Source organism: Nocardia sp. CA-135398, from assembly GCF_050955845.1.
Taxonomy (GTDB): domain Bacteria; phylum Actinomycetota; class Actinomycetes; order Mycobacteriales; family Mycobacteriaceae; genus Nocardia.
In genome coordinates, this window is record NZ_CP192084.1 from 233,315 (window position 1) to 255,694 (window position 22,380).

18 protein-coding genes are annotated in these 22,380 nt (G+C 65.6%); 12 read left to right on the top strand and 6 right to left on the bottom strand.

Features of this window, described 5'->3' with window-relative positions; genetic code table 11:
* Positions 1–7: 7 nt before the first annotated feature.
* Genes ACQP1T_RS01035 through ACQP1T_RS01045 form a run of 3 tightly spaced genes read right to left on the bottom strand, consistent with a single transcriptional unit; the run spans position 8 to position 3,788 of the window.
* Entirely contained in the window at positions 8–1,876 is a 1,869-nt protein-coding gene (locus ACQP1T_RS01035; protein WP_433758071.1) for an ABC transporter ATP-binding protein, read from the bottom strand.
* On the bottom strand, positions 1,873–2,814 hold the full coding sequence (locus ACQP1T_RS01040; RefSeq protein ID WP_433758072.1) for an ABC transporter permease: 942 nt from the start codon (positions 2,812–2,814) through the stop codon (positions 1,873–1,875). Before ACQP1T_RS01040 ends, ACQP1T_RS01035 begins: the two co-directional genes overlap by 4 nt.
* Positions 2,811–3,788 carry an ABC transporter permease gene (locus tag ACQP1T_RS01045; RefSeq protein WP_062981012.1) on the bottom strand — a complete coding sequence of 326 codons (978 nt, stop codon included), beginning with the start codon at positions 3,786–3,788 and terminating at the stop codon, positions 2,811–2,813. Before ACQP1T_RS01045 ends, ACQP1T_RS01040 begins: the two co-directional genes overlap by 4 nt.
* Positions 3,789–3,950: 162 nt before the next feature.
* Here ACQP1T_RS01045 and ACQP1T_RS01050 point away from each other — a divergent pair, with 162 nt between their 5' ends.
* Together ACQP1T_RS01050 and ACQP1T_RS01055 are read left to right on the top strand one after the other, a co-directional pair.
* Positions 3,951–4,802 carry a hypothetical protein gene (locus ACQP1T_RS01050; RefSeq protein ID WP_433758073.1) on the top strand — a complete coding sequence of 284 codons (852 nt, stop codon included), beginning with the start codon at positions 3,951–3,953 and terminating at the stop codon, positions 4,800–4,802.
* A gap of 74 nt (positions 4,803–4,876) precedes the next feature.
* Positions 4,877–5,677, top strand: a complete 801-nt coding sequence (locus tag ACQP1T_RS01055) for an HAD family hydrolase (protein WP_433762558.1) — start codon at positions 4,877–4,879, stop codon at positions 5,675–5,677.
* Positions 5,678–5,700: 23 nt separating this feature from the next.
* Here ACQP1T_RS01055 and ACQP1T_RS01060 read toward each other — a convergent pair whose 3' ends face one another.
* A complete protein-coding gene (locus tag ACQP1T_RS01060; RefSeq protein ID WP_433758074.1) occupies positions 5,701–8,241 on the bottom strand; it encodes an N-acetylmuramoyl-L-alanine amidase in 2,541 nt (846 codons plus the stop codon).
* 346 nt (positions 8,242–8,587) lie between these two features.
* Between ACQP1T_RS01060 and ACQP1T_RS01065 the strand changes: the two genes are divergently transcribed.
* Complete coding sequence (locus ACQP1T_RS01065) at positions 8,588–10,294, top strand: SpoIID/LytB domain-containing protein (protein ID WP_433758075.1); 1,707 nt, start codon at positions 8,588–8,590, stop codon at positions 10,292–10,294.
* A 298-nt stretch (positions 10,295–10,592) separates the two neighbouring features.
* Here ACQP1T_RS01065 and ACQP1T_RS01070 read toward each other — a convergent pair whose 3' ends face one another.
* Positions 10,593–11,117 carry a MarR family winged helix-turn-helix transcriptional regulator gene (locus ACQP1T_RS01070; RefSeq protein WP_433758076.1) on the bottom strand — a complete coding sequence of 175 codons (525 nt, stop codon included), beginning with the start codon at positions 11,115–11,117 and terminating at the stop codon, positions 10,593–10,595.
* 107 nt (positions 11,118–11,224) lie between these two features.
* Between ACQP1T_RS01070 and ACQP1T_RS01075 the strand changes: the two genes are divergently transcribed.
* From ACQP1T_RS01075 to ACQP1T_RS01085, 3 genes are all read left to right on the top strand, one after another.
* The gene (locus tag ACQP1T_RS01075; protein ID WP_433758077.1) at positions 11,225–12,151 is read left to right on the top strand and encodes an EamA family transporter; all 927 of its coding nucleotides are present in this window, start codon (positions 11,225–11,227) and stop codon (positions 12,149–12,151) included.
* A 69-nt stretch (positions 12,152–12,220) separates the two neighbouring features.
* Entirely contained in the window at positions 12,221–12,982 is a 762-nt protein-coding gene (locus tag ACQP1T_RS01080) for a MerR family transcriptional regulator (RefSeq protein ID WP_433758078.1), read from the top strand.
* Positions 12,983–13,125: 143 nt separating this feature from the next.
* Positions 13,126–13,662, top strand: a complete 537-nt coding sequence (locus ACQP1T_RS01085; protein WP_433758079.1) for a hypothetical protein — start codon at positions 13,126–13,128, stop codon at positions 13,660–13,662.
* 173 nt (positions 13,663–13,835) lie between these two features.
* Here ACQP1T_RS01085 and ACQP1T_RS01090 read toward each other — a convergent pair whose 3' ends face one another.
* Entirely contained in the window at positions 13,836–14,462 is a 627-nt protein-coding gene (locus ACQP1T_RS01090) for a TetR/AcrR family transcriptional regulator (RefSeq protein WP_433758080.1), read from the bottom strand.
* 104 nt (positions 14,463–14,566) lie between these two features.
* Here ACQP1T_RS01090 and ACQP1T_RS01095 point away from each other — a divergent pair, with 104 nt between their 5' ends.
* The 6 genes from ACQP1T_RS01095 (at position 14,567) to zomB (ending at position 22,309) form a co-directional block, all read left to right on the top strand.
* Entirely contained in the window at positions 14,567–15,289 is a 723-nt protein-coding gene (locus ACQP1T_RS01095) for an SDR family NAD(P)-dependent oxidoreductase (RefSeq protein WP_433758081.1), read from the top strand.
* A 351-nt stretch (positions 15,290–15,640) separates the two neighbouring features.
* Positions 15,641–16,873, top strand: coding sequence for a UDP-galactopyranose mutase (glf, locus tag ACQP1T_RS01100; RefSeq protein WP_433758082.1), 1,233 nt, complete (start codon positions 15,641–15,643; stop codon positions 16,871–16,873).
* Positions 16,870–18,801, top strand: coding sequence for a glycosyltransferase (locus tag ACQP1T_RS01105; RefSeq protein WP_433758083.1), 1,932 nt, complete (start codon positions 16,870–16,872; stop codon positions 18,799–18,801). Before glf ends, ACQP1T_RS01105 begins: the two co-directional genes overlap by 4 nt.
* Before the next feature lie 80 nt (positions 18,802–18,881).
* Complete coding sequence (locus ACQP1T_RS01110) at positions 18,882–19,427, top strand: phosphatase PAP2 family protein (protein WP_397044159.1); 546 nt, start codon at positions 18,882–18,884, stop codon at positions 19,425–19,427.
* Position 19,428: 1 nt separating this feature from the next.
* Positions 19,429–20,361 (top strand): decaprenyl-phosphate phosphoribosyltransferase, encoded by a 933-nt coding sequence (locus tag ACQP1T_RS01115; RefSeq protein ID WP_433758084.1) that lies wholly within the window; start codon positions 19,429–19,431, stop codon positions 20,359–20,361.
* A gap of 7 nt (positions 20,362–20,368) precedes the next feature.
* Complete coding sequence (zomB, locus tag ACQP1T_RS01120; protein ID WP_433762559.1) at positions 20,369–22,309, top strand: flagellar motor control protein ZomB; 1,941 nt, start codon at positions 20,369–20,371, stop codon at positions 22,307–22,309.
* Positions 22,310–22,380: the final 71 nt, after the last annotated feature.

Sequence of the window (22,380 nt, forward strand, 5' to 3'; positions counted from 1 at the left end):
GCTCCCTCTATCGACTGACGACCGGCACCGGAACCGCATCGATCAACGCCCGGGTGTAGTCGTTGCTCGGGCGGTCGAAGATCTGTTCGGCGGGCCCGGCCTCGACGATCTTTCCGCGATACATGACCGCGATATCGTGGGCCAGATTGCGGACCACCGAAAGATCGTGCGAGACGAACAGATAGGACAGGCCGTGTTCGGTCTGCAGATTGCGCAGCAGATTCAACACACCCGCCTGGATGGACACATCCAGTGACGACACCGGCTCGTCAAGCACGAGGATCTCCGGATCCAGGGCCAGCGCACGGGCGATGCTGATGCGTTGTTTCTGGCCGCCGGAGAAGTCGGCGGGATAGCGGTCGGCGTGTTCGGGCCGCAGACCGACCTGTTCGAGCAATTGCGGTATGCGCTTGGCGATTTCGGTGCGAGGCCGACCATCGATGCGCATCGGTTCGGCGAGCACGTCGAAGATCGGCAGCCGCGGATCCAGTGCGGCCGTCGGATCTTGGAAGACGATCTGCATCTTCCGGCGGATCTCCCGCTTGCGCGCCTTGGTCAGGGTCGCGGTATCGCTGCCCATGATCTCGATGGTGCCTTCTTGCGGCCGCACCAGGTCGAGAATCTGGGTGAGTGTGGTGGATTTTCCGGATCCGGATTCGCCGACCAGCGCCAATGTGCGCCCGGCGCGCACCTCGAAGCTGATGCCGTCGACGGCACGGACCTCGCCCTTGCGGCGTTTGAACACCACACCCGAGGTGATCGGGTAGGTCTTCACCAGATCCGAAACCCGCAGCACCACACGCTCATCGGTATCGGCCTCGGCGCTCGGCTCCGCGATCTCCTGGCGGTAGGCCTCGAACAGATCGGCGGAGGTGACCTCGGCGGTGCGGATGCAGGCGGCCGAATGGCCGGGGCCGGTCTTCTCCAACGGCGGCTCGGCCGCACGGCAGTCATCTATGGCAATCGGGCAGCGCGGTGCGAACGAGCAGCCCGGCGGCAGTGCGTGCATGGCCGGTGGTGCACCGACGATCGGGATCAGCGGGCTGCGGGCCGGGCCGTCCATCCGCGGAATCGAGCCGAGCAGGCCGACCGTATACGGCATCCGCGGTGCGGCGAAAAGCTCTGCCGCCGGGGCGGTTTCGACGATCTTCCCGGCATACATCACCGCGACCCGATCGGCGAGCGTGGCCGCGATCCCCATATCGTGGGTGATCATGATGACACCGGCGCCGGTGATATCACGCGCCTTGCGCAGCAGATTCAGGATCTGCTTCTGCACCGTCACATCGAGTGCGGTGGTCGGCTCATCACAGATGATCAGCGCGGGATCATTGGCGATGGCCATCGCGATCACCACGCGCTGACGCATACCGCCGGAGAACTCGTGCGGAAATGCCTTGGCACGCAATGCCGGTTCCGGAATGCCGACCAGATCCAGCAGTTCGACGGCCCGCGCCGAGGCCTCTCGACCGGTCAAATCGGTATGGGCGAGCAGGGCTTCGGCGACCTGATCGCCGACCCGATACACCGGCGTCAGCGCCGAGAGCGGGTCCTGGAACACCATGCTGATGGAACGCCCACGCAGCTTGGACAATTGGCGATCGCCGAGCCCGAGCAGTTCGCGCCCGCGCAGCCGGATGGAACCGTTGATCCGCGCCTGCTCCGGCAGCAACCCGATCACCGCGAGCGAGGACACCGACTTGCCGGATCCGGATTCACCGACGATGGCCAGCACTTCGCCATCGGAGACGGTGTAGTTCACTCCGCGCACCGCGTCGATGCGACCCTCTTCGCTGGGGAAGGAGACCCGCAGATCGGAGACCTCCAACAGCGGTGCGGTGGAGTTCTTCTCGATGGCGACTTTATCGGCCGTCATGGCGCTACCTTCTTTTCCGACCCGGCCTTCTTGCGCGAGCGAGCCCGTTTGGCACTGGGATCGAATGCGTCACGCAAACCGTCGCCGACCAGATTCGCCGAAAGCACGATGACGATCAGCAGTCCACCGGCGAACATGAACAGCCAGGGGAAGGTGAGCGCCGATGCGGTGCCCGAGGCGATGAGCGTGCCGAGCGAGACATCCGGCGACTGCACACCGAATCCGAGGAAGCTCAAACCGGTTTCGGCCATGATCGACGCGCCCACCGACAGCGTGGTGTCGATGATCAGGATGGATGCGATATTCGGCAGGATATGGCTCAGGATCACCGTCCTGGTCGGCGCGCCCATATACCGTGCGGCCTTGACGAATTCGCGTTCACGCAGACTCATGGTCAGGCCGCGCACGATGCGCGCGCTGATCATCCAGCCGAAGACGCTCAGCAGCAGGATCAGCAGCAGAATGGACCCGCTGCCCTTGGTCTTCGGCGCGAACAGCGCGACGATGATGAAGCTCGGCACCACCAGCAGCAGATCGACCAGCCACATGATGGCCTTATCGGTGAAACCGCCGATGAGTCCGGCGATCGAGCCGGTGAGCGCCGCGATGGTGGTGCTGATGATGGCGACGCAGAAGCCGATGATCAGCGATTTCTGCATGCCACGCAGGGTTTGGGCGAGTACGTCGTGGCCGATGGCATCGGTGCCGAACGGATGCTCGGCCGACGGCGGTTTACGCAGCGCCGTGCCGTCGAGTTCCTGATAGTCCCAGCTCCAGAAGTACGGCAGCACATAGGCGAGCAGCACCAGAATCAGCAGCATGAGCACGCCCGCGACGGCGGCCTTATTGCGCAGGAACCGCCGCAGTACGAGCCTGCGCCGACCCGAGGCGGCCGTGACCTCCGGCGCACCTTGGACAATGATCTCGGCTTCCGTCATCCCACACGCACCCTGGGGTCGAGAATCGCGTACACGATATCGGAGAGCAGCCCCGACACCAGTACGACGAGACCGGCGAATGCCGTCACCGTGACGACAACATAGAGATCCTGGGCATTGATCGAATTGACCAGCCATTCCCCGACGCCGTGCCAGCCGAAGATCTTCTCGGTGAAGGTCGCGCCGGTGATCAACCCGCCGAGGCTGTAGGCGAACAGCGTCGCCATCGGGATCAGTGCGGTCCGCAGGCCGTGCTTGTAGAGCGCTTTGTTGCGGGTCAGGCCCTTGGCGCGGGCGGTGCGGATGAAATCGCTCTGCAGCACGTCGAGCATGGCATTGCGCTGATAGCGGCTGTAACCGGCCATCGCGCCGAGGGCCAGACCGGCCGTCGGCAACACCAGATGCTGGAGACGGTCGAGCAATTGCGGGAAGAAACCGTTGATCTTGTTCGCCGAGGTCTCACCGGTATAGAGGAAGATCTGCGAGCCGGTGAGCGTATTCACTTCCAGCGCACCGTATTTCAACAAGGTGGCGAGCAGGAATACCGGCGTGCTCAGCACCAGCAGGGAGATGACCGTGGTGAAGTAATCACTGAATTTGTATTGCCGGATCGCCCCGGCCGCACCGATCAGGACCCCGAGCACCGTGCCCACGATCGAACCGATGATCAGCAGCCGCAGACTCACCAGGACCCGGCGCGGCAGTTCCTCACTGACCGGCTGTCCGGCCAGCGTCTGGCCGAAGTCACCCTGCGGGATACCCTTCAGCCAGCTGATATAGCGCTGTGGAATCGGCTCGTTGAGATGCAGCTGTTCGGCCTTGGCATCGATCACCGCCTGCGGCGGACGTGGATTGCGCTGTTCGAGACTGTCCAGCGGCGTGAACGTCAGCGACGCCAGACTGAACGTCAGGAACGAAGCCAGCAGCAACAGCACGACATAATTGAACGCGCGTCGTAGCAGGAAGCCGGTCATCAGTCCTCTGGTCCTACGGCTGGTCGGGCCAGCATCGAGTGTTAGCCCCTGATCATAAGGACGTGCGTGCGAGCGTGCGTGACACGCGTGAGATCGGCATGTCCTCTATTCTGGCGAGAGCGGTGCGTCCAGGCCTTTTCCCGACGCTCTCAGGGGGATTTCATGAGTTATCCGCAATATGAGCCTTATCCATCGGTACCGGCACCCGCACCGAGCGGCGGCACCGCGATCACGGCCGGGGTGCTGGCGAGCGTCGGCAGTGCCGGCCAATTGCTCGGCGGCGGTTTCAATATTGTGCTCGGGGCGACCGACCTGGCCCGTGATCTCGCGGAGTACGACTCGACCGGCCTCTTCGCGCAGAGCTGGTTCAAGACCTACCTGCTGGTGTCCGGTTCGATCGCGGTGATCACGGCATTCCTACTCGGTGTCGGCGCGGTCATGATGTTCACCAGGCGGCCGCTCGGTCGGGTGCTCGTGGTGGCCGGATGCGCGGTGGTGATTGTGGCCGGTATCGCTGGCTACGCGGTAACCGCGCACTACACCACCTCGGGCGGCAGCGCCGCCGAGATCGGCGGGGGCATCGGCGGGCTGTTCGGGCTGATCTTCCCGATCGCGACCGCGGTGCTCGCACTCGTGCCGCCGACGAGGCGCTGGCTCCATTACCGTCCGGTGACCGCCCCGTCTGTAACCACGTACCCTTACGGACCCGCCGGGTATCCGTCTGGTGCTGGCGTGCCACCGGCTGGGTATCCGTCTGGTACTGGCGAGCCACCGGCCGGGTATCCGTCCGGACCGACGCCCTATCCTCCCTACCCGCAGTATGGTTCGTCGGCTGATGTCCCAGATGCGCAGTCGTATCCGCAAGCGGGTGGCGACCAGCCGGGCGCGCAGCCGCAATCTGGAGCGAATCCGCAGGCAGCGCCGGGTTTTCCACCGCCGGATCTGACGAAACGGCAGTCCGACCCGAAGAGCGAGGCCGAGGACTCCCCATGGCGGCGACCACCGTCGCAGTGATAGCCGCGACCTCGCCGAGATGGTCTTCCGGCAGGATGGAATAGGTGACTCGCCTGCACCTGCCCAAGCCGAAGATGGTTGCCACCGATGTGGACGGCACCCTCATCGATCACGACGAGCGGGTCACCGCGCGAACCAAGGCGGCCGTGGCCGCCCTGATCACCGATGGGGTGCCGTTCGTGCTCGCCACCGGACGGCCGCCGCGCTGGATCGATCCGGTGGTCGAAGGTCTGGGCTATGCGCCGCTGTGCGTCTGCGGCAACGGTGCGGTGATCTACGACAGCGCCGCCGACCGGGTACTCACCAGCCGGACCCTGGACGTGGACACTCTCGCCTGGATCGCCGACTTGGCCGAATGCGCGCTGCCCGGCTGCGGTCTCGCCGCCGAACGCGTCGGCGCCAGCGCGCATGACGCGGTGACGCCGCAATTCGTGAGTTCGCCGGAATACGAACATGCCTGGCTGAATCCGGATGACACCGAGGTCTCGCGTGCCGAGGTCATCGACGAACCCGCGATCAAGATGCTGGTTCGACTACGCGGCACGCTCAGCGCCGATATGCGCGCGGTCCTGGCACCGCTGATCGGCGATCGCGCCGATATCACCTACTCGACCGACCACGGCCTGATCGAGATTTCCGCACCCGGCGTCACCAAGGCGTCCGGGCTGGCCATCGTCGCCCAACGCCTCGGTGTCGAACATTCGGCGATCATCGCGTTCGGCGATATGCCCAATGATGTTCCGATGCTGACCATGGTCGGCCACGGCGTCGCGATGGCCAATGCGCATCCGGAGGCGATCGCCGCCGCGGACGAAGTCACCGCGGCGAACAACGAAGACGGTGTCGCGCAGGTACTCGAGCGCTGGTGGGTCTGAGCGAACCCGCCGCATCCCAGGTGTCAGCCCGCCGGAACCGGGGCTGGTGCCGCGACCGGGTTGCGGTTGACCTGCTGCTGGTAGGTGTCGTTGTAGGTCTTCCAGACGGTGGTGACGATGCCGGTCAGTTGGTTGAGAACCAATGAGCCGTACTGGAAGTCGGTGCGCAGTCCGTTCGGGACCGGGTAGCTGTTGCTCATCGGCAGTCCGAGGATTCCGGCATCCCCGCCGAGGGCGAGAAAGCGATCCAGGATCGCGCCGAGCACCTCGAATATCTGACCATCCGGGCCGGTATAGACGTACCCATTGACGAACTTCGCGTACTGCTGCCCCTGCGTGGCTGGCATCGGCTCGGACGCGGCCGCGCCGAGCGGACCATCGGGACCGCCCTGCTCGGCCCAGTGCTTGGCGATCGGATTCTGATTCACCATGCCGAGCAGCTTTGCGGTGAGTGCGGCCAGCGTGGCGAGATCGGCCTGGGTCTGCGGGGTCGTCTGCATTCGGGGCTGCTGTGTCGCAGGCGCCTGTGCCTGCTGTTGCGGCTTGGTGGAGCTGCCTGGCGACGCGGATATGCCCGCCGCGATATCCCGAATGCGGTCCATATCCGCGTAGGCGGAGTCGCCGGGGCAGCTGGTATTGCCGACGTCGCGGTGCGCGAACACCACCGGCAGCCGAACCGCCTCACCCTGCGCATAGGAGGTGAATTCGGTGCCCTCGGAGTACATCGTGGTGTAGCCCTTGGGATCCAGGCCCGCGATCTTGGACCGCCACCCGATGAACCGGCCGATCGCATTGATCGCCTCTTCCGACGGTTCCTCGGACTCGTAGTTGCCCATCAGCGCGACGCCCGAGGTGTTCTCGTTGAATCCACCCGCGTGCGCGCCCTGCACCGGACGATCCAGTCCGCCGAAGCGGCCCTCGAAGATCTGGCCGTACTTGTCGACCAGCGCGTTGTAGCCGATATCGCACCAGCCCAACGTTTTTGCGTGATAGGTGTAGATTGCGCGGACGATGCCCGCCGATTCGGCCTGGGTGTAGTCGTTGCGGCCGGCGGTGTGGTGCACGGTGAGGCCGCCGAGCTGATCGTCGTAGGTGGGTTCCTCGCAGCGGATGGATTCGTCCGCGCCCCACTGGGATCGGGTGATGACATTGGGTCCGCCGCTGGGCAGCGCAGCCGCGACATTGTTGAGCGTGCCGTCGATCGCGCCGCGGCCCGGATCGATCAGTACGGCAGTCAATGCGGCGGCGGTCTGGGCCGGGTCGTCCGAGCGCCCGACGGCCGGGGTGGGCAGCATCGGCACGGCGCCCTCCGCGGCACCCGCGACCGGGGGACGCGGCGTGGTCGCGACGGCTGGTTTGCGGGTCACCAGGATCTGCACGGAATTGGTATTGCCGACGTAGATCGGTTCGGTGCCGGTGGTGCCGCCCGTCGCCCGGTCGTTGCGGCGGGTGTCGACGGCCTCGGTGTCGTACCAGGGACCCCAGGTGCCATCGGACTGACGGGCCCGGACCAATGCCTTGGTATTCACCAAATCGTGCGCGGTGAGTGCGACCACGCTGAACGGGGTTTCGCGGCTGAGCTCCTTGACCTGCGCGCCGACCTGGCTGAGGAGTTCCGGCGGGACAGCGCCGGGTGCCAGTGCTGGTGTGTCGGGAGTGACGTCGGGCTCGAGCTGGGCGGGGTCGGCGATGAAAGCCGCGGCCGCGGAATGGCCTTGGAGCGGTTGACCGGGAGTCGTGACCTGAGCTGGGGAGGGGGGCTGACCTGGGAAAGATTCACTTCGTGTCGATTGACCCGGGATGGTTTGGCCGGGGAGCGATCCGTCGGGGGTGCTCTGGTCCGGAACCTGTCCGGGAAGTGGTTGGCCGGGGGTGCTCTGGTCCGGAACTGGTTGGCTGGGAAGCGGTTGGCCCAGGGTGCTCTGGCCTGGAACTGTTTGGCCGGGTAGCGATTGGCCTGGAGTCGTTTGGCCGGGTAGCGATTGGCCTGGAGTCGTTTGGCCGGGTAGCGGCTGGCCTGGCGCGGTTTGGGCAGGTAGGGATTGGCCTGGAACTGTTTGGCCCGGTAGCGGCTGGCCTGGCGCGGTTTGGCCAGGTAGGGATTGGCCTGGAATGGTTTGACTGGGTAGGGACTGGCCTGGAACCGTTTGGCCCGGAACCGATTGGCCTGGAAAGTATTGTCCGGGAACCGATTGGCTCGGTGTGTTCTGTCCGGAATCGAGCTTGGGTAGTGGGATTTCCTTCGGTAGCTCGATGCCGGGTGGCAGCGGCAAACCCTGGGGAACCGGAATGGATTCGGGAATCGGCAGCATGCGTAGATCCGAAAGATGCAGATCAGGTAGGTCGAGACCGGTGAGTTCACGCAGTGGAAGGGTGATGTCGGGGACGGTGGTGAGGCCGACCTCGGCCAATTGCGCGGGGATTGCGGCAAGCTCGCTACCGGTTGTCGAACGGTAATCGGTCGGATCGCTCAGCGTGAATGTCGCGAGCGGAGCCGCTACCGCAAGTGTGGTGACAACCGGGAGCACGTAGGAACGTTTCGGTTTGCGGTACGGCACGAGCATCTCCAATCAGGTCGAACCGCGCGATCATCTGCATGAATGTCAGGGTTGTTGCTTCCTGATGCATCAACGACCACACTAGTTCACAACTGTCACATGTCTAAACCTCTGGTCGAGGATTATGTGATTGCTCGAATGTAGCTCTCGATTTGCGACCGGCGTGGAACGACATGCCGAGGGGTATCGAACCGATCAGGTCCTGGAAAACCGTGGGAGTGAACGGATGCGAAGTAAACGGCACCGGAATGACACGACGCGGGGCGAGCGAAAATTGCGGCTGAAAACGAGTGCGCCGCACGGCCGATTTGGCTGGCGACGGCTATCCGGAACTCCGATTTCCATCCGTCCGGTGCTGGTCACCGGCGGTGCTGCCGCGCTGGCCGGGACTGTTCTCGCGTTCTGGGTATGGCCCGCCGACACACTCGTCCGGCCGTTGGCGGGACCGGGCCACGGACGCGGTATGAGTCAGGTCGGCGCGTTCGACAGCGCCAGGGAGGGCTGGGCCGCCGAGCGGATTCTCGATCATTACTACCCGGGCGCGACGCTCGGCAAAATCTCGGCGACCACCGTCGGGGTGCGGCTGTCCGCCCAGGACGACTCGACGCTGGACGCCTACTCCGACGCCGGATTGCGGGTCGCCGGCCAGATGCTGCCGCGCGGTCAGGTCGCGCATCTCACCGCACTGCCCGACGGCGGCGCGAAGGTAGTCGTCACGGCGGGCTGTGACGGTGCGGTGCTGTGGCAGCGGACGATCGGCGACCCGTGGATCTATCCGCTCAACCCGCGGCCCAACCGTCCTGCCGCGGAACATCTGACCCTGTGCGGTGGTTCCGCGTATCGCGGTTCCCTCGGTGTCGCCATGGAAAACGGTGCGGCGCGCACGGTGAATCGCATCGATGTCGAGGACTATCTGCGCGGCGTCGTCCCGGCCGAGGTGCAGGCCAACTGGGCCGACAAGGGAGCGACGGAAGCCCTCCGCGCACAGGCGATCGCGGCACGCTCATACGCGCTTGCCGAGCACCGCTATCCATACGCGCAGACCTGCGATACCACCGACTGCCAGGAGTATCCCGGCACCGCCAAGGAGGATCCACGCGCGACCGATGCCATCGCATCGACCGCGGGGACGGTGCTATTGCGGGACGGCCGGATCCTGCGTTCGGAGTACTCCTCCGCGCCGGACGGCGGGGAACCGGCCGATATCTACGCCTTCGATGTCGGACCAACACCCGCCGAACTCGGCACCCCGGTGGTCGGTGCGGGCGCGCCCGTGGATCCGCGCAAACAGACCCTCGTCGCCGAATCCCCGATCGATGCCGAATACCGCCGGATCGGCGGCGCGAACAGCGCGCTCGGCAAACCCCTCGGCCCAGAGATGGCGCTGCCCGAAAACGCCGGTACCTACCGACTTTTCAGCAACGGCGTCATTATCGCGACCCCGACGCTCGGCGCGCGGGTCGTCGACTTCACGACGCTGATGCAAATGGTCCCGGATTCGCGCGACGGCAAGCCCAGCACCCCCGTACCTCCGCGGCACAATGAGCACGCCGCAAATGGCGCACCTGAGAGCGCCGCGCCAGGTGATGGAAATGGCGCGACTGAAAGCGTCCCGCCCGGAAGTGCGGTATCGCCCGCCCCGCCCGCGAACATACTGCCCGGTGGCCAAAAGTCCCCCGAGGGCACGTTGCCGGGCGGTGCGAATGGCGCGGCTGGGAATGCTGGGTGGGGCTACGTCGCGCCGGGGAGTGTGCTGCCCAGTGGCAATGTCTCCCCCGAGAGCGCGTGGTCAGATGCTGCGTATGGTGCGCCCGAAAGTGCTGTGCCCGCTGGCAATTCCCCGCCCGCGCCCGAAGGTGCGCTCGCACCCGGAACCGGCGTGTCGCCGGGATATTCCGCGGCGCCCGGCAGCGTCATCGCACCGGAGGCCTCGGTCCCGCCCGGAACCACCGTCGCCCCTACTACCGCCTCGACCCCGACCCCACCACCGCCGCGCGCCCCCGCAATCCCCTCGGCGGCGCCGGCAAGTGGGGATCCGGAGCTGAGCGAAGAGCTCTGAGCGCATCACGCCCTTTTGTGGATCGCTTGCCTCGGTCCATGGGCAGCTCGGCCGCGCTGTGAATTCGCCTGCTCGACAGAGGAGTCGAAGCTGAAACCGGGCAACGCGCCGGTCCGTGTGGCTGGTCTCGTTCGTGGGCTGCCGCATTGCCGCGACCTGTGCCGCGTTGACGAATTCGCTTGCGGATCTGCGCTGAGCGACGACCTTGGTGCGCCCATCTGGGCCGTCGGGCCCGGGCCTCGGGCGGCGGCGGTGTCCGCCCGATGGCCTGGTGAATCCACTTGCGCGACAGGAGTTGTCAGCGCGATCGGGCAGGGTTCGAATCAGGATGAGCGGTGTCGCCAAGCGATTCGGCAAGTGTACGAAGTAGATCTGCCAGGTGGGCACGGTCCCGCTCATCCAGTGTGGCGAGGAGGCGTTGCTCGTTCGCCATGTGCAAGGGCAGTAGTTCGTCGATCAGGGTGCGGCCTGCTGCGGTGAGTTGGACGCGGATTGCTCTGCGATCCTCTGGGCAGGGTGCGCGCTCGACGAGGCCCTTGGCGGCGAGGCGGTCGATGCGGTTGGTGATGGCGCCCGAGGTGAGCATGGCGACCTGGTTCAGGGCGCCCGCGGTGAGTCCGTCGGCGCCGCCGGAGCGGCGCAGGGTCGCGAGCATGTCGAATTCCCAGAACTCCATGCCGTGTCCGGCGAAGAACTTCTTCAGGTCCTGTTCCAGCAGGCGGGACAGTCGCTGGATGCGTCCGATCACCGCCATCGGTGACACGTCGACCTCCGGCCGTTCCCGGTTCCAGTGCTCGGTGAACAGATCGATCGCGTCGGCCACGGCCGTTCCTCTCGATAGTGATTATCTCAACGTTCATCTACTTGACGGCGAGGTATGTCAGCGAGTAGATATTTCAACGTTGAGATTATCAATGAGGAGCGACCAACATGACAACCACCACCGCCGCGCGTGACTCGTACGCGGGCACCCTGGCGCTCGCCGCACTCGCCCCGATCGCATGGGGCTCCACCTACGCCGTGACCACCGAATTCCTGCCGCCGGACCGCCCGCTTTTCACGGCGCTGATGCGCGCACTGCCCGCCGGACTCGCGCTGCTCGCCATCACCCGGGTACTGCCGCGCGGGGTCTGGGTCGGGCGCGCCGTCGCACTCGGTGTCCTCAATATCGGCGCCTTCTTCCCGCTGTTGTTCCTGGCCGCCTACCGACTGCCCGGCGGCGTCGCCGGAGTGCTCGGCGCGGTGGCGCCGATGTTCGCACTGGCCTTCGCGACCGTCGTGCTCGCCGAAAAACCGAACGGGCGCAAGGTGATCGCGGGCCTGATCGGTGTCTTCGGGGTGGCCCTCGTGGTGCTGCGCGCCAATGCGCAGCTCGATACAGTCGGTGTCATCGCCGGACTCGCCGGTGCGGCGTCGATGGCGATGGGCACGGTGCTCACCCAGCGCTGGGGTCGACCCGACGGCGTCGGACCGCTCGCGATCACCGGCTGGCAACTCACCGCGGGTGGCCTGTTCATCGCACCGCTCGCCCTCTTGATCGAGGGTGCCCCGCCCGCATTCGACGGCCGGGCCGTCGGCGGCTACCTGTACCTCGGTGTCATCGGCACCGCGCTGGCGTACTTCCTCTGGTTCCGCGGCATCGCCAAGGTGCCCGCGACGTCGGTCGCCTTCCTCGGGCTGCTCAGCCCGGTATCGGCGGCCGTGATCGGTTGGATCGCACTCGGCCAGGCGCTGACCCCGCTGCAAGTGCTCGGACTCGGTATCGCGCTCGGCGGCACGCTGCTCGGCCAGATGGTCGCCAAGCCGCGGATCGCTCCCGCCGTGGTCACGCCTCCGGTGCCGGTCGACGCACGTTAAAGGGTTGACCTTGACGTAACGTCAACTTGCAAGCTGGTTGTACCGACGAGAAAGAAGGGAGAACAGGTCATGCGAACGGGCACCGAATGGTCCATACAGGATCTGGCCAAGGCGGCCGGTACCACCAGCCGAACGCTGCGCCACTACGGGCAGCTCGGGCTGCTGCCGCCGAGCCGGATCGGCGCCAACGGCTACCGCTACTACGACCAGGACTCCCTGGTTCGGCTGCAACGCATCCTGCTGCTGCGCGAACTCGGCCTCGGCCTTCCGGTCATCGCCGAAGTTCTCGCGGGCGAACAGGACACCGCCGCCGCACTGCGCGCGCACCTGGAACTGCTTCGGCAGGAACAGGATCGGATCCGGCGCCAGATCGAGTCGGTGACCACCACGCTGAACAAGACGGAACGAGGTGAACAACTCATGGCAGCAGAGGTTTTCGACGGTTTCGACCACACTCGGTACAAGGATGAGGTGATCGAACGCTGGGGCAAGGACGCCTACGAAAGTGGCGACCGCTGGTGGCGCTCGCTCAGCGAGGCCGATAAGCAGGCGCACTTCCAGACCCACCTGGATATCGCCGCCGATTACGGCCGGGCGCACGCCGCCGGACTCGCCCCCGACAGCGATGAGGTCCAGGCCATCGTCGCGCGGCACTACGACTGGATCGGGATCGGTTCGCAGCGCCGCCCGTCCTACGAGTACTTCACCGGACTCGGCGAAATGTACGTCGCCGACCCGCGTTTCGCGGCCAACTACGACGTACACGGTGAGGGCACAACCGAATTCGTGCGTGACGCGATGAACGCGTACGCCGAAGCCAACCTCCGGTAACGGAGATTCGGTAACAACGAGGTGGGGCGTCCGCGGCCAGCGGGCGCCCCATCGCCAGTTCGCCGGAATCCTCTCGGCGAGTCGACTGCGGTCCGCGGCCGTAGGATCGAATCGTCCACAACTAGTGGGGAGGAGCGTCGACGATGCTTTACCGAAGTGGGGATCGGCCGAGCGGGGTGGTCGCGCAGTTCGGTGCGGCGCTCGCGGTGTTGTATGGGTTGGGGAGTCTGGTCGGGGGCATATCGCTCGTCGTCGACTTCATCCACGATCGGGGCCGGTTCGACAATTCGCTCGTCATTTTCACCGCGCTCGGGACTGCGCTGATGGTCGCTGTCATGATCTTCGGCGGTGTCCGGCTCTGGCGTCAGGACGAGACCGGGCGTTACACGCTGATCGTGGCATCCGGTCTGTCGCTCGCGATCGGCATTGTCGGACTTGCCGTTTCGCTCACCGATTACGAATTCGGCCTCGGCATCTTCTGGTGGTCCACCGCCGACCACCCGCTCTGGGTGTCCCCCTTCTTCGGCCTGGTCGGCCAGATGACCGCCCTGATCCAGGAAAACCTGCTCCGCACCGCGATAGACCTCGCCCAACCGCTCCTCATCCTCGCCCTGTGCGCCAACAGATTCGCCGCCCGCTGGACCGCGGCTCGTCCGACTCATCACGCGCTGACCTACTGACCGCTCACGTCGGGGAAGCCGCTCAGCGCGGCAATCCGCATATCGGCCTGGGCCCGCAGCAGCCTCCTGCCGGGCAACCGCCGTATTCGTATCAGTGACCTTGGCCCACAGTCCTTTCGGTCGCGCTGACGTATTCGCGATGAAGCCCAGTGCCGCCTTGGATACGCGGGAACTCAGCCCTTCAGTGCTTGCATCAGTTGGTCTTCGGTGATGGGAGGCACGGGGAGCGGGTGGGCGGCGGTGGCTCGGAGACCGTCCAGGACCAGGGCGAGGTGGCGGCGCCAGGCCTCGGGGGCGATTTTGCCGGTGGCCTCGATGATTCGGGTGTGCGACCAGGTGATGAAGGCGATGTCTTCGAGCACCCAGTCGGGGCGCAGCGCACCGGATTCCTGTGCGCGGGTGACGATTTGACGCATCAGGCCGTGGCCGTGTTCCTGGGCACGCGCGATGGCGGGGCTTGGGGCGCCGCGTAGGGCGAGGTCGCTGAGTAGGCGGTCGGCGGCCTGGAGTTCGCAGACCTTCTCGACCAGGTAGACGAAAGCGTCCCAGGGGTCCGTGATTTCGATCGCCTCCCGGGCGATGCGGCCGCCCGCCTCGATGCGGTCTTCGACGGCCGCGGCGATGAGGTCGTCACGGGTGGGGAAGCGGTTGTAGAGCGTGCCGATGGCCACCCCGGCGCGGGCGGCGATTTCCTTGAGCGGCGCGTCCAGGCCGCGTTCCTCGAAGACCTCCCGGGCGGCGTTGACGAGCGCGTCCCGATTGCGTCGGGCGTCGCTGCGTAACGGCTTGTCCACGGGCATTCGCCGATCCTACAAATCCGGTACCGAATTTATCTTGAGCCTAGGTTCAACTTAATGCTACCGTCGAAGCTAACTTGAACCACTGCTCAACTTAGCGAGGAAATATGACCAAGACGATCGCGGTATTCGGCTTCGGGCCGGGGCTCGGCATGGGGACCGGACGGCGGTTCGGTCGGGAGAGGTTCCGAGTGGCGGTAATCGGACGGAATCCGGATAAGGCCCGCGGACACGCCGCCGAACTGGCCGCCGAGGGCATCGAGGCCGCGGCCTTCCCGGCCGATATCACCGATGAAAAGCAGCTGTACGGCGTCGTCGATGACATCACCGAAAAGTTCGGTCAGATCGACGTCGCGATGCACGGCGCGGCGGGCGATGCGCTCGATCGCATCCCGACCACCCTCGATGTCGACGCGGCCAACCTGCGCGTCCCGCTGGAATTGAAGGTCTACTCACCGATCTGGATGACCCGCGCGGTCGCGCCAGCGATGATCGAACGCGGCGCAGGGGCACTGCTGTTCTCGTCCGGATACTCCGACCGGTATCCGGCCCCATACCTGTCCAATTTCGGCGTCGCACTCGGCGCGCAGCGCACCTACATTCGCCAGCTCGCGGTCGAACTGCAAGACACCGGCGTCTATGTCGGCCTGCTCAATATCGGCGCGCTGATCGGCAACAGCAAGGCCGAGCGCCTGGTCGACGAGCAGCCGGAACTGTTTCCGGCCGGGCTCGAGATCGTTCGGATGAGCAATGACGAACTGGGTGACCACTATTGGCACATGTACACCGAGCGCGACGCCGTCGAGTCGGATATCGGCTTCCCGGAGTAGTCCCTGGGGGTCGGCCGCCAGACCGTGCTGCCGACCATCCGACGGTGCGCGGTCAACCCCGGTTATCGCGCAGAAAACTTTGCGGGGCGGCGTTCAACCCCCTCGATCCGGCGGCAGATCGGTCTGCTCCACCCAGCCGTCGACCAGATCTCGGAATACCGGAGGCCGCGGGCGTCGACCGTCGATTTCCGCGGCACCCTCGCCGTGGCGCGGGGGCAATAGCCGCCGTGTTGCCGCGGGGTATACGTTTCGGCGAACTCCAGGAGAAATTCCGGTGGCATCCGGCGGCGAGAGCGCACAGGTCGCGACTCCACCCGGCCCGCGCGCGGTCTTCCGATACGCTGGGCACCCGTGACCGTCGCATCGTCCCCGGGTAACTCCGCAAACTCCGCCTCACAGTTCGATCTGATCGTCGTCGGCTCCGGATTCTTCGGGCTGACCGTCGCCGAGCGCGCCGCCAATCTACTCGGCAAACGGGTGTTGGTGATCGATCGTCGCTACCACCTCGGTGGCAACGCCTATTCGGAGCCGGAGCCGCAGACCGGGATCGAGGTGCACAAGTACGGGGCGCACCTGTTCCACACCTCGAACAAGCGGGTGTGGGACTACGTGACCCAGTTCACCGAGTTCACCGGCTATCAGCACCGGGTCTTCGCGATGCACAAGGGGCAGGCCTATCAGTTCCCGATGGGCCTGGGTCTGATCTCCCAGTTCTTCGGCCGCTACTTCACCCCCGACGAGGCGCGCAAGCTGATCGCCGAACAGGCCTCCGAGGTCGAGACCAAGGATGCGCAGAATCTCGAGGAGAAGGCGATCTCGCTGATCGGCCGCCCGCTCTACGAGGCGTTCGTCCGCGACTACACCGCCAAGCAGTGGCAGACCGACCCGAAGGAACTGCCCGCGGGCAATATCACCCGCCTGCCGGTGCGCTACACCTTCGACAACCGCTACTTCAACGACACCTACGAGGGTCTGCCCAAAGAGGGCTACACGAAGTGGCTGGAGAATATGGCCGCCTCCGATCTCATCGAGGTCCGGCTGAACACCGACTGGTTCGACGTGCGCGAGCAGATCCGCGCGCAGAACCCGGACGCCCCGGTCGTCTACACCGGACCGGTGGACCGCTACTTCGATTACAGCGAGGGCGAACTCGGCTGGCGCACCATCGATTTCGAGACCGAAGTGCTCGAAACCGGCGACTTCCAGGGCACCTCGGTAATGAACTACAACGATTCGGATGTGCCGTACACCCGCATTATCGAACCGCGGCACTTCCACCCGGAGCGCGAGAGCTACCCGAACGACAAGACCGTGATCATGCGCGAATACTCCCGTTTCGCGCAGACCGGGGACGAGCCGTACTACCCGATCAACACTCCGGAGGACCGCGCCAAGCTCACCGCGTACCGGGCGCTGGCGAAGAAGGAAACCGCGACGGCGAAGGTGCTTTTCGGCGGTCGCCTCGGCACCTACCAGTACCTGGATATGCATATGGCGATCGGCAGCGCGCTCAGCATGTTCGACAATGTCCTCCGGCCGCACCTGGAGTCGGGCGAGCCTCTTTCGGATGAAGGCGACGAATGACCTCCCAATCGATTTTGGAAGACATGACCACCGAAACTCGCGCGAAGTCGCTGCTGCAGCGCATCATCCTGCCCCGGCCGGGTGAACCGCTGGACGTGCGCACCCTCTATGTCGAGGAGTCGTCGACCAACGCCCGGCGCGCGCACGCCACCACCCGCACCTCGCTGTCGATCGGCGCGGAGTCGGAGGTGTCGTTCTGCACGTACTTCAATGCGCTGCCCGCGAGCTACTGGCGGCGCTGGAGCATCCTGAACTCGGTGGTGCTGCGGCTGGAGTTGGCCGGGCACGGCCGCGTCGACGTCTACCGCTCGAAGGCGGACGGTTCCCGAATTCATGTGCAGGGCAAGGAATTCGCGGTCGCACCAGGCACTGAATCGGTGCATGTGGAATTCGAAACCGATCTCGGCCCGTTCGAGGACGGCGGCTGGATCTGGTTCGACATCACCACCGACACCGCTGTGACGCTGCTCGCGGGCGGTTGGTACGCACCGGTCGAGGCACCAGGTGCGGGCACCATCGCCGTGGGTATGCCGACCTTCAACCGGCCGACCGATCTGGTGAAAACCCTTGGTGCGCTTGGCTCGGATCCGCTGGTGCTGGAGAAGATCGCCGCCGTCATCGTCGCCGATCAGGGCAATCGCAAGGTGGTCGACGAGCCCGGCTTCACCGAGGCCGCCGCGGTGCTCGGCGATCGGCTCGCCATTCGCGATCAGCCCAACCTCGGCGGTTCGGGCGGCTACAGCCGGGTCATGTACGAGGCGCTGAAAACCACCGACGCCCAGTACATCGTCTACATGGACGACGATATCGAGATCGAACCCGATTCGATACTGCGCGCGCTGGCCTTCGCCCGCTTCGCCAAATCACCCATGCTCGTCGGCGGGCAGATGCTCAACCTGCAGGAGCGCTCGCATCTGCACAGCATGGGCGAGGTCGTGGACCGCGGCATCTTCATGTGGACCTCCGCGCCGAATGTCGAATACGACCACGACTTCTCGAAGTACCCGCTCAAGGACCGCGACAACTCCAAGCTGCTGCACCGGCGCATCGACGTCGACTTCAACGGCTGGTGGACCTGTGTGATCCCGCGTCAGGTCGCCGAGGAGATCGGTCAGCCGCTGCCGCTGTTCCTGAAGTGGGACGACGTCGAATACGGGCTGCGCGCCCGCGATCACGGCTACTCCACCGTCACCCTGCCCGGCGCCGCCGTCTGGCATATGGCCTGGAGCGATAAGGACGACGCGATCGACTGGCAGGCGTACTTCCACCTGCGCAACCGTCTGGTGGTCGCGTCGCTGCACATGCCGGGCAACGGGCGCGGGATGGTCGTCAACACCGTCAAGGCGACCCTGAAACATCTGCTCTGCCTGGAGTATTCGACGGTCGCCATCCAGAACCTGGCGATCAAGGACTTCCTCGCCGGACCGGAGCGGCTGTTCCAGCTGCTGCCGAGCGCCCTCGGCGTGGTGCACGAGATGCGCAAGCAGTACCCGGATGCGGTCATCCTGCCGTCGTCCACCGAACTGCCGCTGGCCAGCCACATCGGGGTCGGCGCGGTCGGTGAACCGGCGAATCCGATCGCCAAGGTGGTCCGGCTGGCCAAGGGGGTCGTGCACAACTTCCGCCCGGCCCATGCCGAACACCACGAGCGTCCGCAGCTGAATGTGCCGACGCTGGATGCCCGTTGGTTCCTGCTCTCGCAGGTCGACGGCGTCACCGTCACCACTGCGGACGGCCGCGGCGTGGTCTACCGTAAGCGCGATCCGCGTCAGGCCCTCGGCCTGTTCAAGGAGGCCATGCGGCTGCGTAAGGAGTTGGCCGCCCGCTTCCCGGAGATGCAGCAGCGCTACCGCGCCGCCCACCCGACGCTGACCAGCACGGCGGCCTGGGAGAACGTCTTCGGTATCGATACGAAGGATGAGCAGTAGTGAGTCTGGAAGCCACCGCCGCGGACGATAACACCGCGGTACGCCCGAGTGCGAACGGCCACGGCGGCCCGGTATCCGCGGTGCCGTCGGCGCCGCAGCCACCCGAGGTCAAGATCATCAACGCGGTCCAGGCGACCATCGGCACCAAGCCAGAGGTGATCAAGGCCGCGCGCGGCATGTCGCATTTCGGTGAGCACGCGCTCGGCTGGATCGGCATCGCGGCCGCGGGCTGGCTCGTCGACAAACCGCGGCGTCGGCAGTGGGCCGGGGTCGCGGTCGGCGCGGTCGGTGCGCACGCGGCATCGATCGTGATCAAGCGCATTGTTCGGCGCCCGCGCCCCAATGATCCATCGGTGCAGGTCAACGTCTCGACGCCGAGCAAGCTGAGCTTCCCGTCCTCGCACGCGACCTCGACCACGGCAGCGGCGGTGTTGCTCGGCAGACTGACCGGGCTACCCTTGCCTGCGGTGCTCGTCCCACCGATGTTGCTCTCCCGGGTTGTGCTCGGGGTGCACTATCCCTCCGACGTGCTCGCCGGTTCCGCGCTCGGTGCCGCGTCCGCCGCTGTTGTGCTTGCCGCCGAAAAGAGACTCGATAGTGACCGCACAAGAAAAGACCTTCGTTGACATGAGTGAAGAGCCGACCAGCACGGACCTAGCCGAAGCAGTAGTCAAGGGCCCACCCAAGACACTGGTCGGCGGGCTGTTCAAGGCGGTCCGCCCGCGTCAGTGGGTCAAGAACGTGCTGGTGCTCGCCGCGCCGCTGGCAGCAGGTCCCGACACGGCCACCGACTTGGCCGTGCTCGGGCACGTCGGGCTCGCCTTCGTCGTCTTCTGCATGGCGGCCTCGGGCATCTACCTGGTCAACGACGCGCTCGACGTGGAAGCCGACCGGGCGCATCCGACCAAGCGGTACCGCCCGATCGCCGCCGGCGTCGTCCCGGTGAATTTGGCCTACCTGCTCTCGACGGCGCTGCTGCTCGGCTCGATCGCCGGATCGTTCCTGGCCTCCTGGCATCTGGCCGTGGTGATGACCGTCTACATCGGCGTCCAGCTGGCCTACTGCTTCGGCCTCAAGCACCAAGCGGTGCTGGACATCTGCATCGTGTCCTCCGGCTTCCTGCTGCGCGCGGTGGCCGGTGGCGCGGCCGCGAGTATCGACCTGTCGCAATGGTTCCTGCTGATCATGGCGTTCGGCTCGCTGTTCATGGCCGCGGGTAAGCGCTACGCCGAACTGCAGATCGCGCTGAGCACCGGCGCGAAGATCCGCAAGTCGCTGGAGTACTACACACCGACATACCTGCGCTTCATCTGGACTCTCGCCGCGACCGCGGTGGTGGTGTTCTACGGGCTGTGGGCGTTCCAACAGGACAGCCTCAAGCACACCAATTGGTTCGCAATCTCGATGATGCCGTTTACCATCGCAATCCTGCGTTACGCGGTCGACGTCGATGGCGGCGAGGCCGGTGAACCCGAAGAGATCGCGCTGGGGGATCGCATCCTCCAGTTCCTCGCAATCGCCTGGATCGGAGCGGTAGGTGTCGCTGTCTATCTCACCTGATGAACTGCTGGTAGAGGGAGTGGAGCGAACAGAACAAGTAACGAAGGAGCCGGCCGAAGGGCCGGCTCGTTCGGCCTTGCGGTTCGCCAGGCTATCCCGAGCCACCTTCGTCGGTGGGATCGCACTCAGTGTCGTCCTATTCTCGGTTGGCGCCTGGCAGCGACGCTGGATCGCCGATGACGGCCTCATCGTGCTGCGCACGGTGCGAAATCTGTTGGCGGGCAACGGGCCGGTCTTCAACGAGGGCGAGCGCGTCGAGACCAATACCAGTACCGCATGGACCTATCTGGTGTGGTTCTTCAGCTGGCTCACCAGGGCCAGGCTGGAGTACGTCGTACTCGGGGTCGCGCTGACGGTGTCGATGCTGGCGATCGTCTTCGCCATGCTCGGCGCAGCGCGGCTGTGGGGCGGCACCAAATCGGCACTGCTGCTGCCCGCGGGCGTATTCGTCTACATCGCCTTGCCGCCCGCCCGTGACTACGCCACCTCCGGTCTGGAGAGCGGTCTGGTCATCTGCTGGCTGGGTCTGCTGTGGTGGCAGCTGATGCGCTGGAGTCAGACCGAGCGGGTGAAGCTGCCCGCGCTGTTCGGGCTGGTATTCCTCGCCGGACTCGCACCGCTGATCCGTCCGGAGATGACACTGGTCGGCGCGCTGGCGCTGCTGATGATCTTCCTGGCCCCGATGCCGCAGTCCAGGTTGCGTCCGATCCTGTTGCGCGGCTTGATCGTTGCCGCCGCCGGCCTGGTGCCGATGTGCTACCAGGTCTGGCGGATGGGCTACTACGGCCTGCCCTATCCGAATACCGCGGTCGCCAAGGACGCGGGCGGAGCCAAGTGGGGTCAGGGCTTCAAATATCTCTGGGACCTGGTCGGTCCGTACTACCTGTGGGTCCCGCTGCTGGTGCTGTTGGTCCTCGGCGTTGTCGCGGGCCGCTCGGCGCGTGCCGAGAAGGAAACCGACGAGCGGGGCTGGACCGTGCGCCGGGTCCGCGAATGGCTGCACTCGCCGAGCGCGGTGGTCGCGCTCATGCTCGGCAGCGGATTGGTCCTCACGATCTACGCGGTGCGCGTCGGCGGTGACTTCATGCACGGCCGGATGCTCCTGCCGCAGCTGTTCTGCCTGCTGCTGCCGGTCGCCGTCGCACCGATCCGAGTGCCTTTTGCCTCCTTCGAGCGGGGCGGTCTGCGCGCCGCGACCGCCAAGGACTGGTCCTTCGCGGTGATAACGCTGGCGCTGCTCGGCACCGCGGGCTGGGCGCTGTTCGCGGCCGACACCACCGCCATCAAGTCCGGCACCAAGATCAGCGCGTCCGGCATAGTCGACGAGCGCGTCTACTACGTCCTCAATACCGGCCACGACCACCCGATCCTGGCCGAGGACTACCTGGACTACCCGCGCGTGCGTGCCATGGTGAACAACATCGCCGAAACCCCCGACGGTGGTCTGCTGCTGAACTCGCCGTCGTTCATGTTCTGGTACGTCGCACCGCCGCCACAGCCGATTCCCGATGGCGGCGCCGGACATACCGTCTACTTCCTGAACCTCGGCATGACCAGCATGAACGTCCCGCTGGACGTGCGCGTCATCGACCAGATGGGCTTGGCCTATCCGCTCGCCGCGCACACCGACCGGCTCACCGACGGCCGGATCGGCCACGACAAGAGCCTGTATCCGGATTGGGTCGTGGTGGATACCGGCATGGTCGATCGGCACCCGTGGATGCCCTGGTACATGGACGAGAAGTGGGTCACCCAGGCTCGGACCGCCATGAGTTGCCCGGAGACCGTGGCATTGAACATCTCCTACCGCGATCCGCTCACTTGGGGTCGCTTCAAGCACAACCTGATCCACGCACTGCATTTCGCGAAATACCGGATCGATCGCGTGCCGAAGTACGAGATCGAGCGGTGCGGGCTGGTGGATCCGTACCCGCAACCGCAAAGGTGAGATGCACCTCCAGTCACACTGGGCCCATGGGTCTCCGTGGGCCCCATTTCTTTCACTGACCAGGGCAAATA

Bases quoted from the DNA above. Each gene is read 5' to 3' on its own strand.
- ACQP1T_RS01050 (WP_433758073.1), top strand. From the start codon at position 3,951: ATGAGTTATCCGCAATATGAGCCTTATCCATCGGTACCGGCACCCGCA.
- ACQP1T_RS01055 (WP_433762558.1), top strand. From the start codon at position 4,877: ATGGTTGCCACCGATGTGGACGGCACCCTCATCGATCACGACGAGCGG.
- ACQP1T_RS01040 (WP_433758072.1), bottom strand. From the start codon at position 2,814: ATGACGGAAGCCGAGATCATTGTCCAAGGTGCGCCGGAGGTCACGGCC.
- ACQP1T_RS01105 (WP_433758083.1), top strand. From the start codon at position 16,870: ATGACCTCCCAATCGATTTTGGAAGACATGACCACCGAAACTCGCGCG.
- ACQP1T_RS01080 (WP_433758078.1), top strand. From the start codon at position 12,221: ATGCGAACGGGCACCGAATGGTCCATACAGGATCTGGCCAAGGCGGCC.
- ACQP1T_RS01090 (WP_433758080.1), bottom strand. From the start codon at position 14,462: ATGCCCGTGGACAAGCCGTTACGCAGCGACGCCCGACGCAATCGGGAC.
- ACQP1T_RS01115 (WP_433758084.1), top strand. From the start codon at position 19,429: ATGAGTGAAGAGCCGACCAGCACGGACCTAGCCGAAGCAGTAGTCAAG.
- ACQP1T_RS01045 (WP_062981012.1), bottom strand. From the start codon at position 3,788: ATGACCGGCTTCCTGCTACGACGCGCGTTCAATTATGTCGTGCTGTTG.
- ACQP1T_RS01075 (WP_433758077.1), top strand. From the start codon at position 11,225: ATGACAACCACCACCGCCGCGCGTGACTCGTACGCGGGCACCCTGGCG.
- ACQP1T_RS01060 (WP_433758074.1), bottom strand. From the start codon at position 8,241: ATGCTCGTGCCGTACCGCAAACCGAAACGTTCCTACGTGCTCCCGGTT.
- ACQP1T_RS01035 (WP_433758071.1), bottom strand. From the start codon at position 1,876: ATGACGGCCGATAAAGTCGCCATCGAGAAGAACTCCACCGCACCGCTG.
- ACQP1T_RS01095 (WP_433758081.1), top strand. From the start codon at position 14,567: ATGACCAAGACGATCGCGGTATTCGGCTTCGGGCCGGGGCTCGGCATG.
- ACQP1T_RS01085 (WP_433758079.1), top strand. From the start codon at position 13,126: ATGCTTTACCGAAGTGGGGATCGGCCGAGCGGGGTGGTCGCGCAGTTC.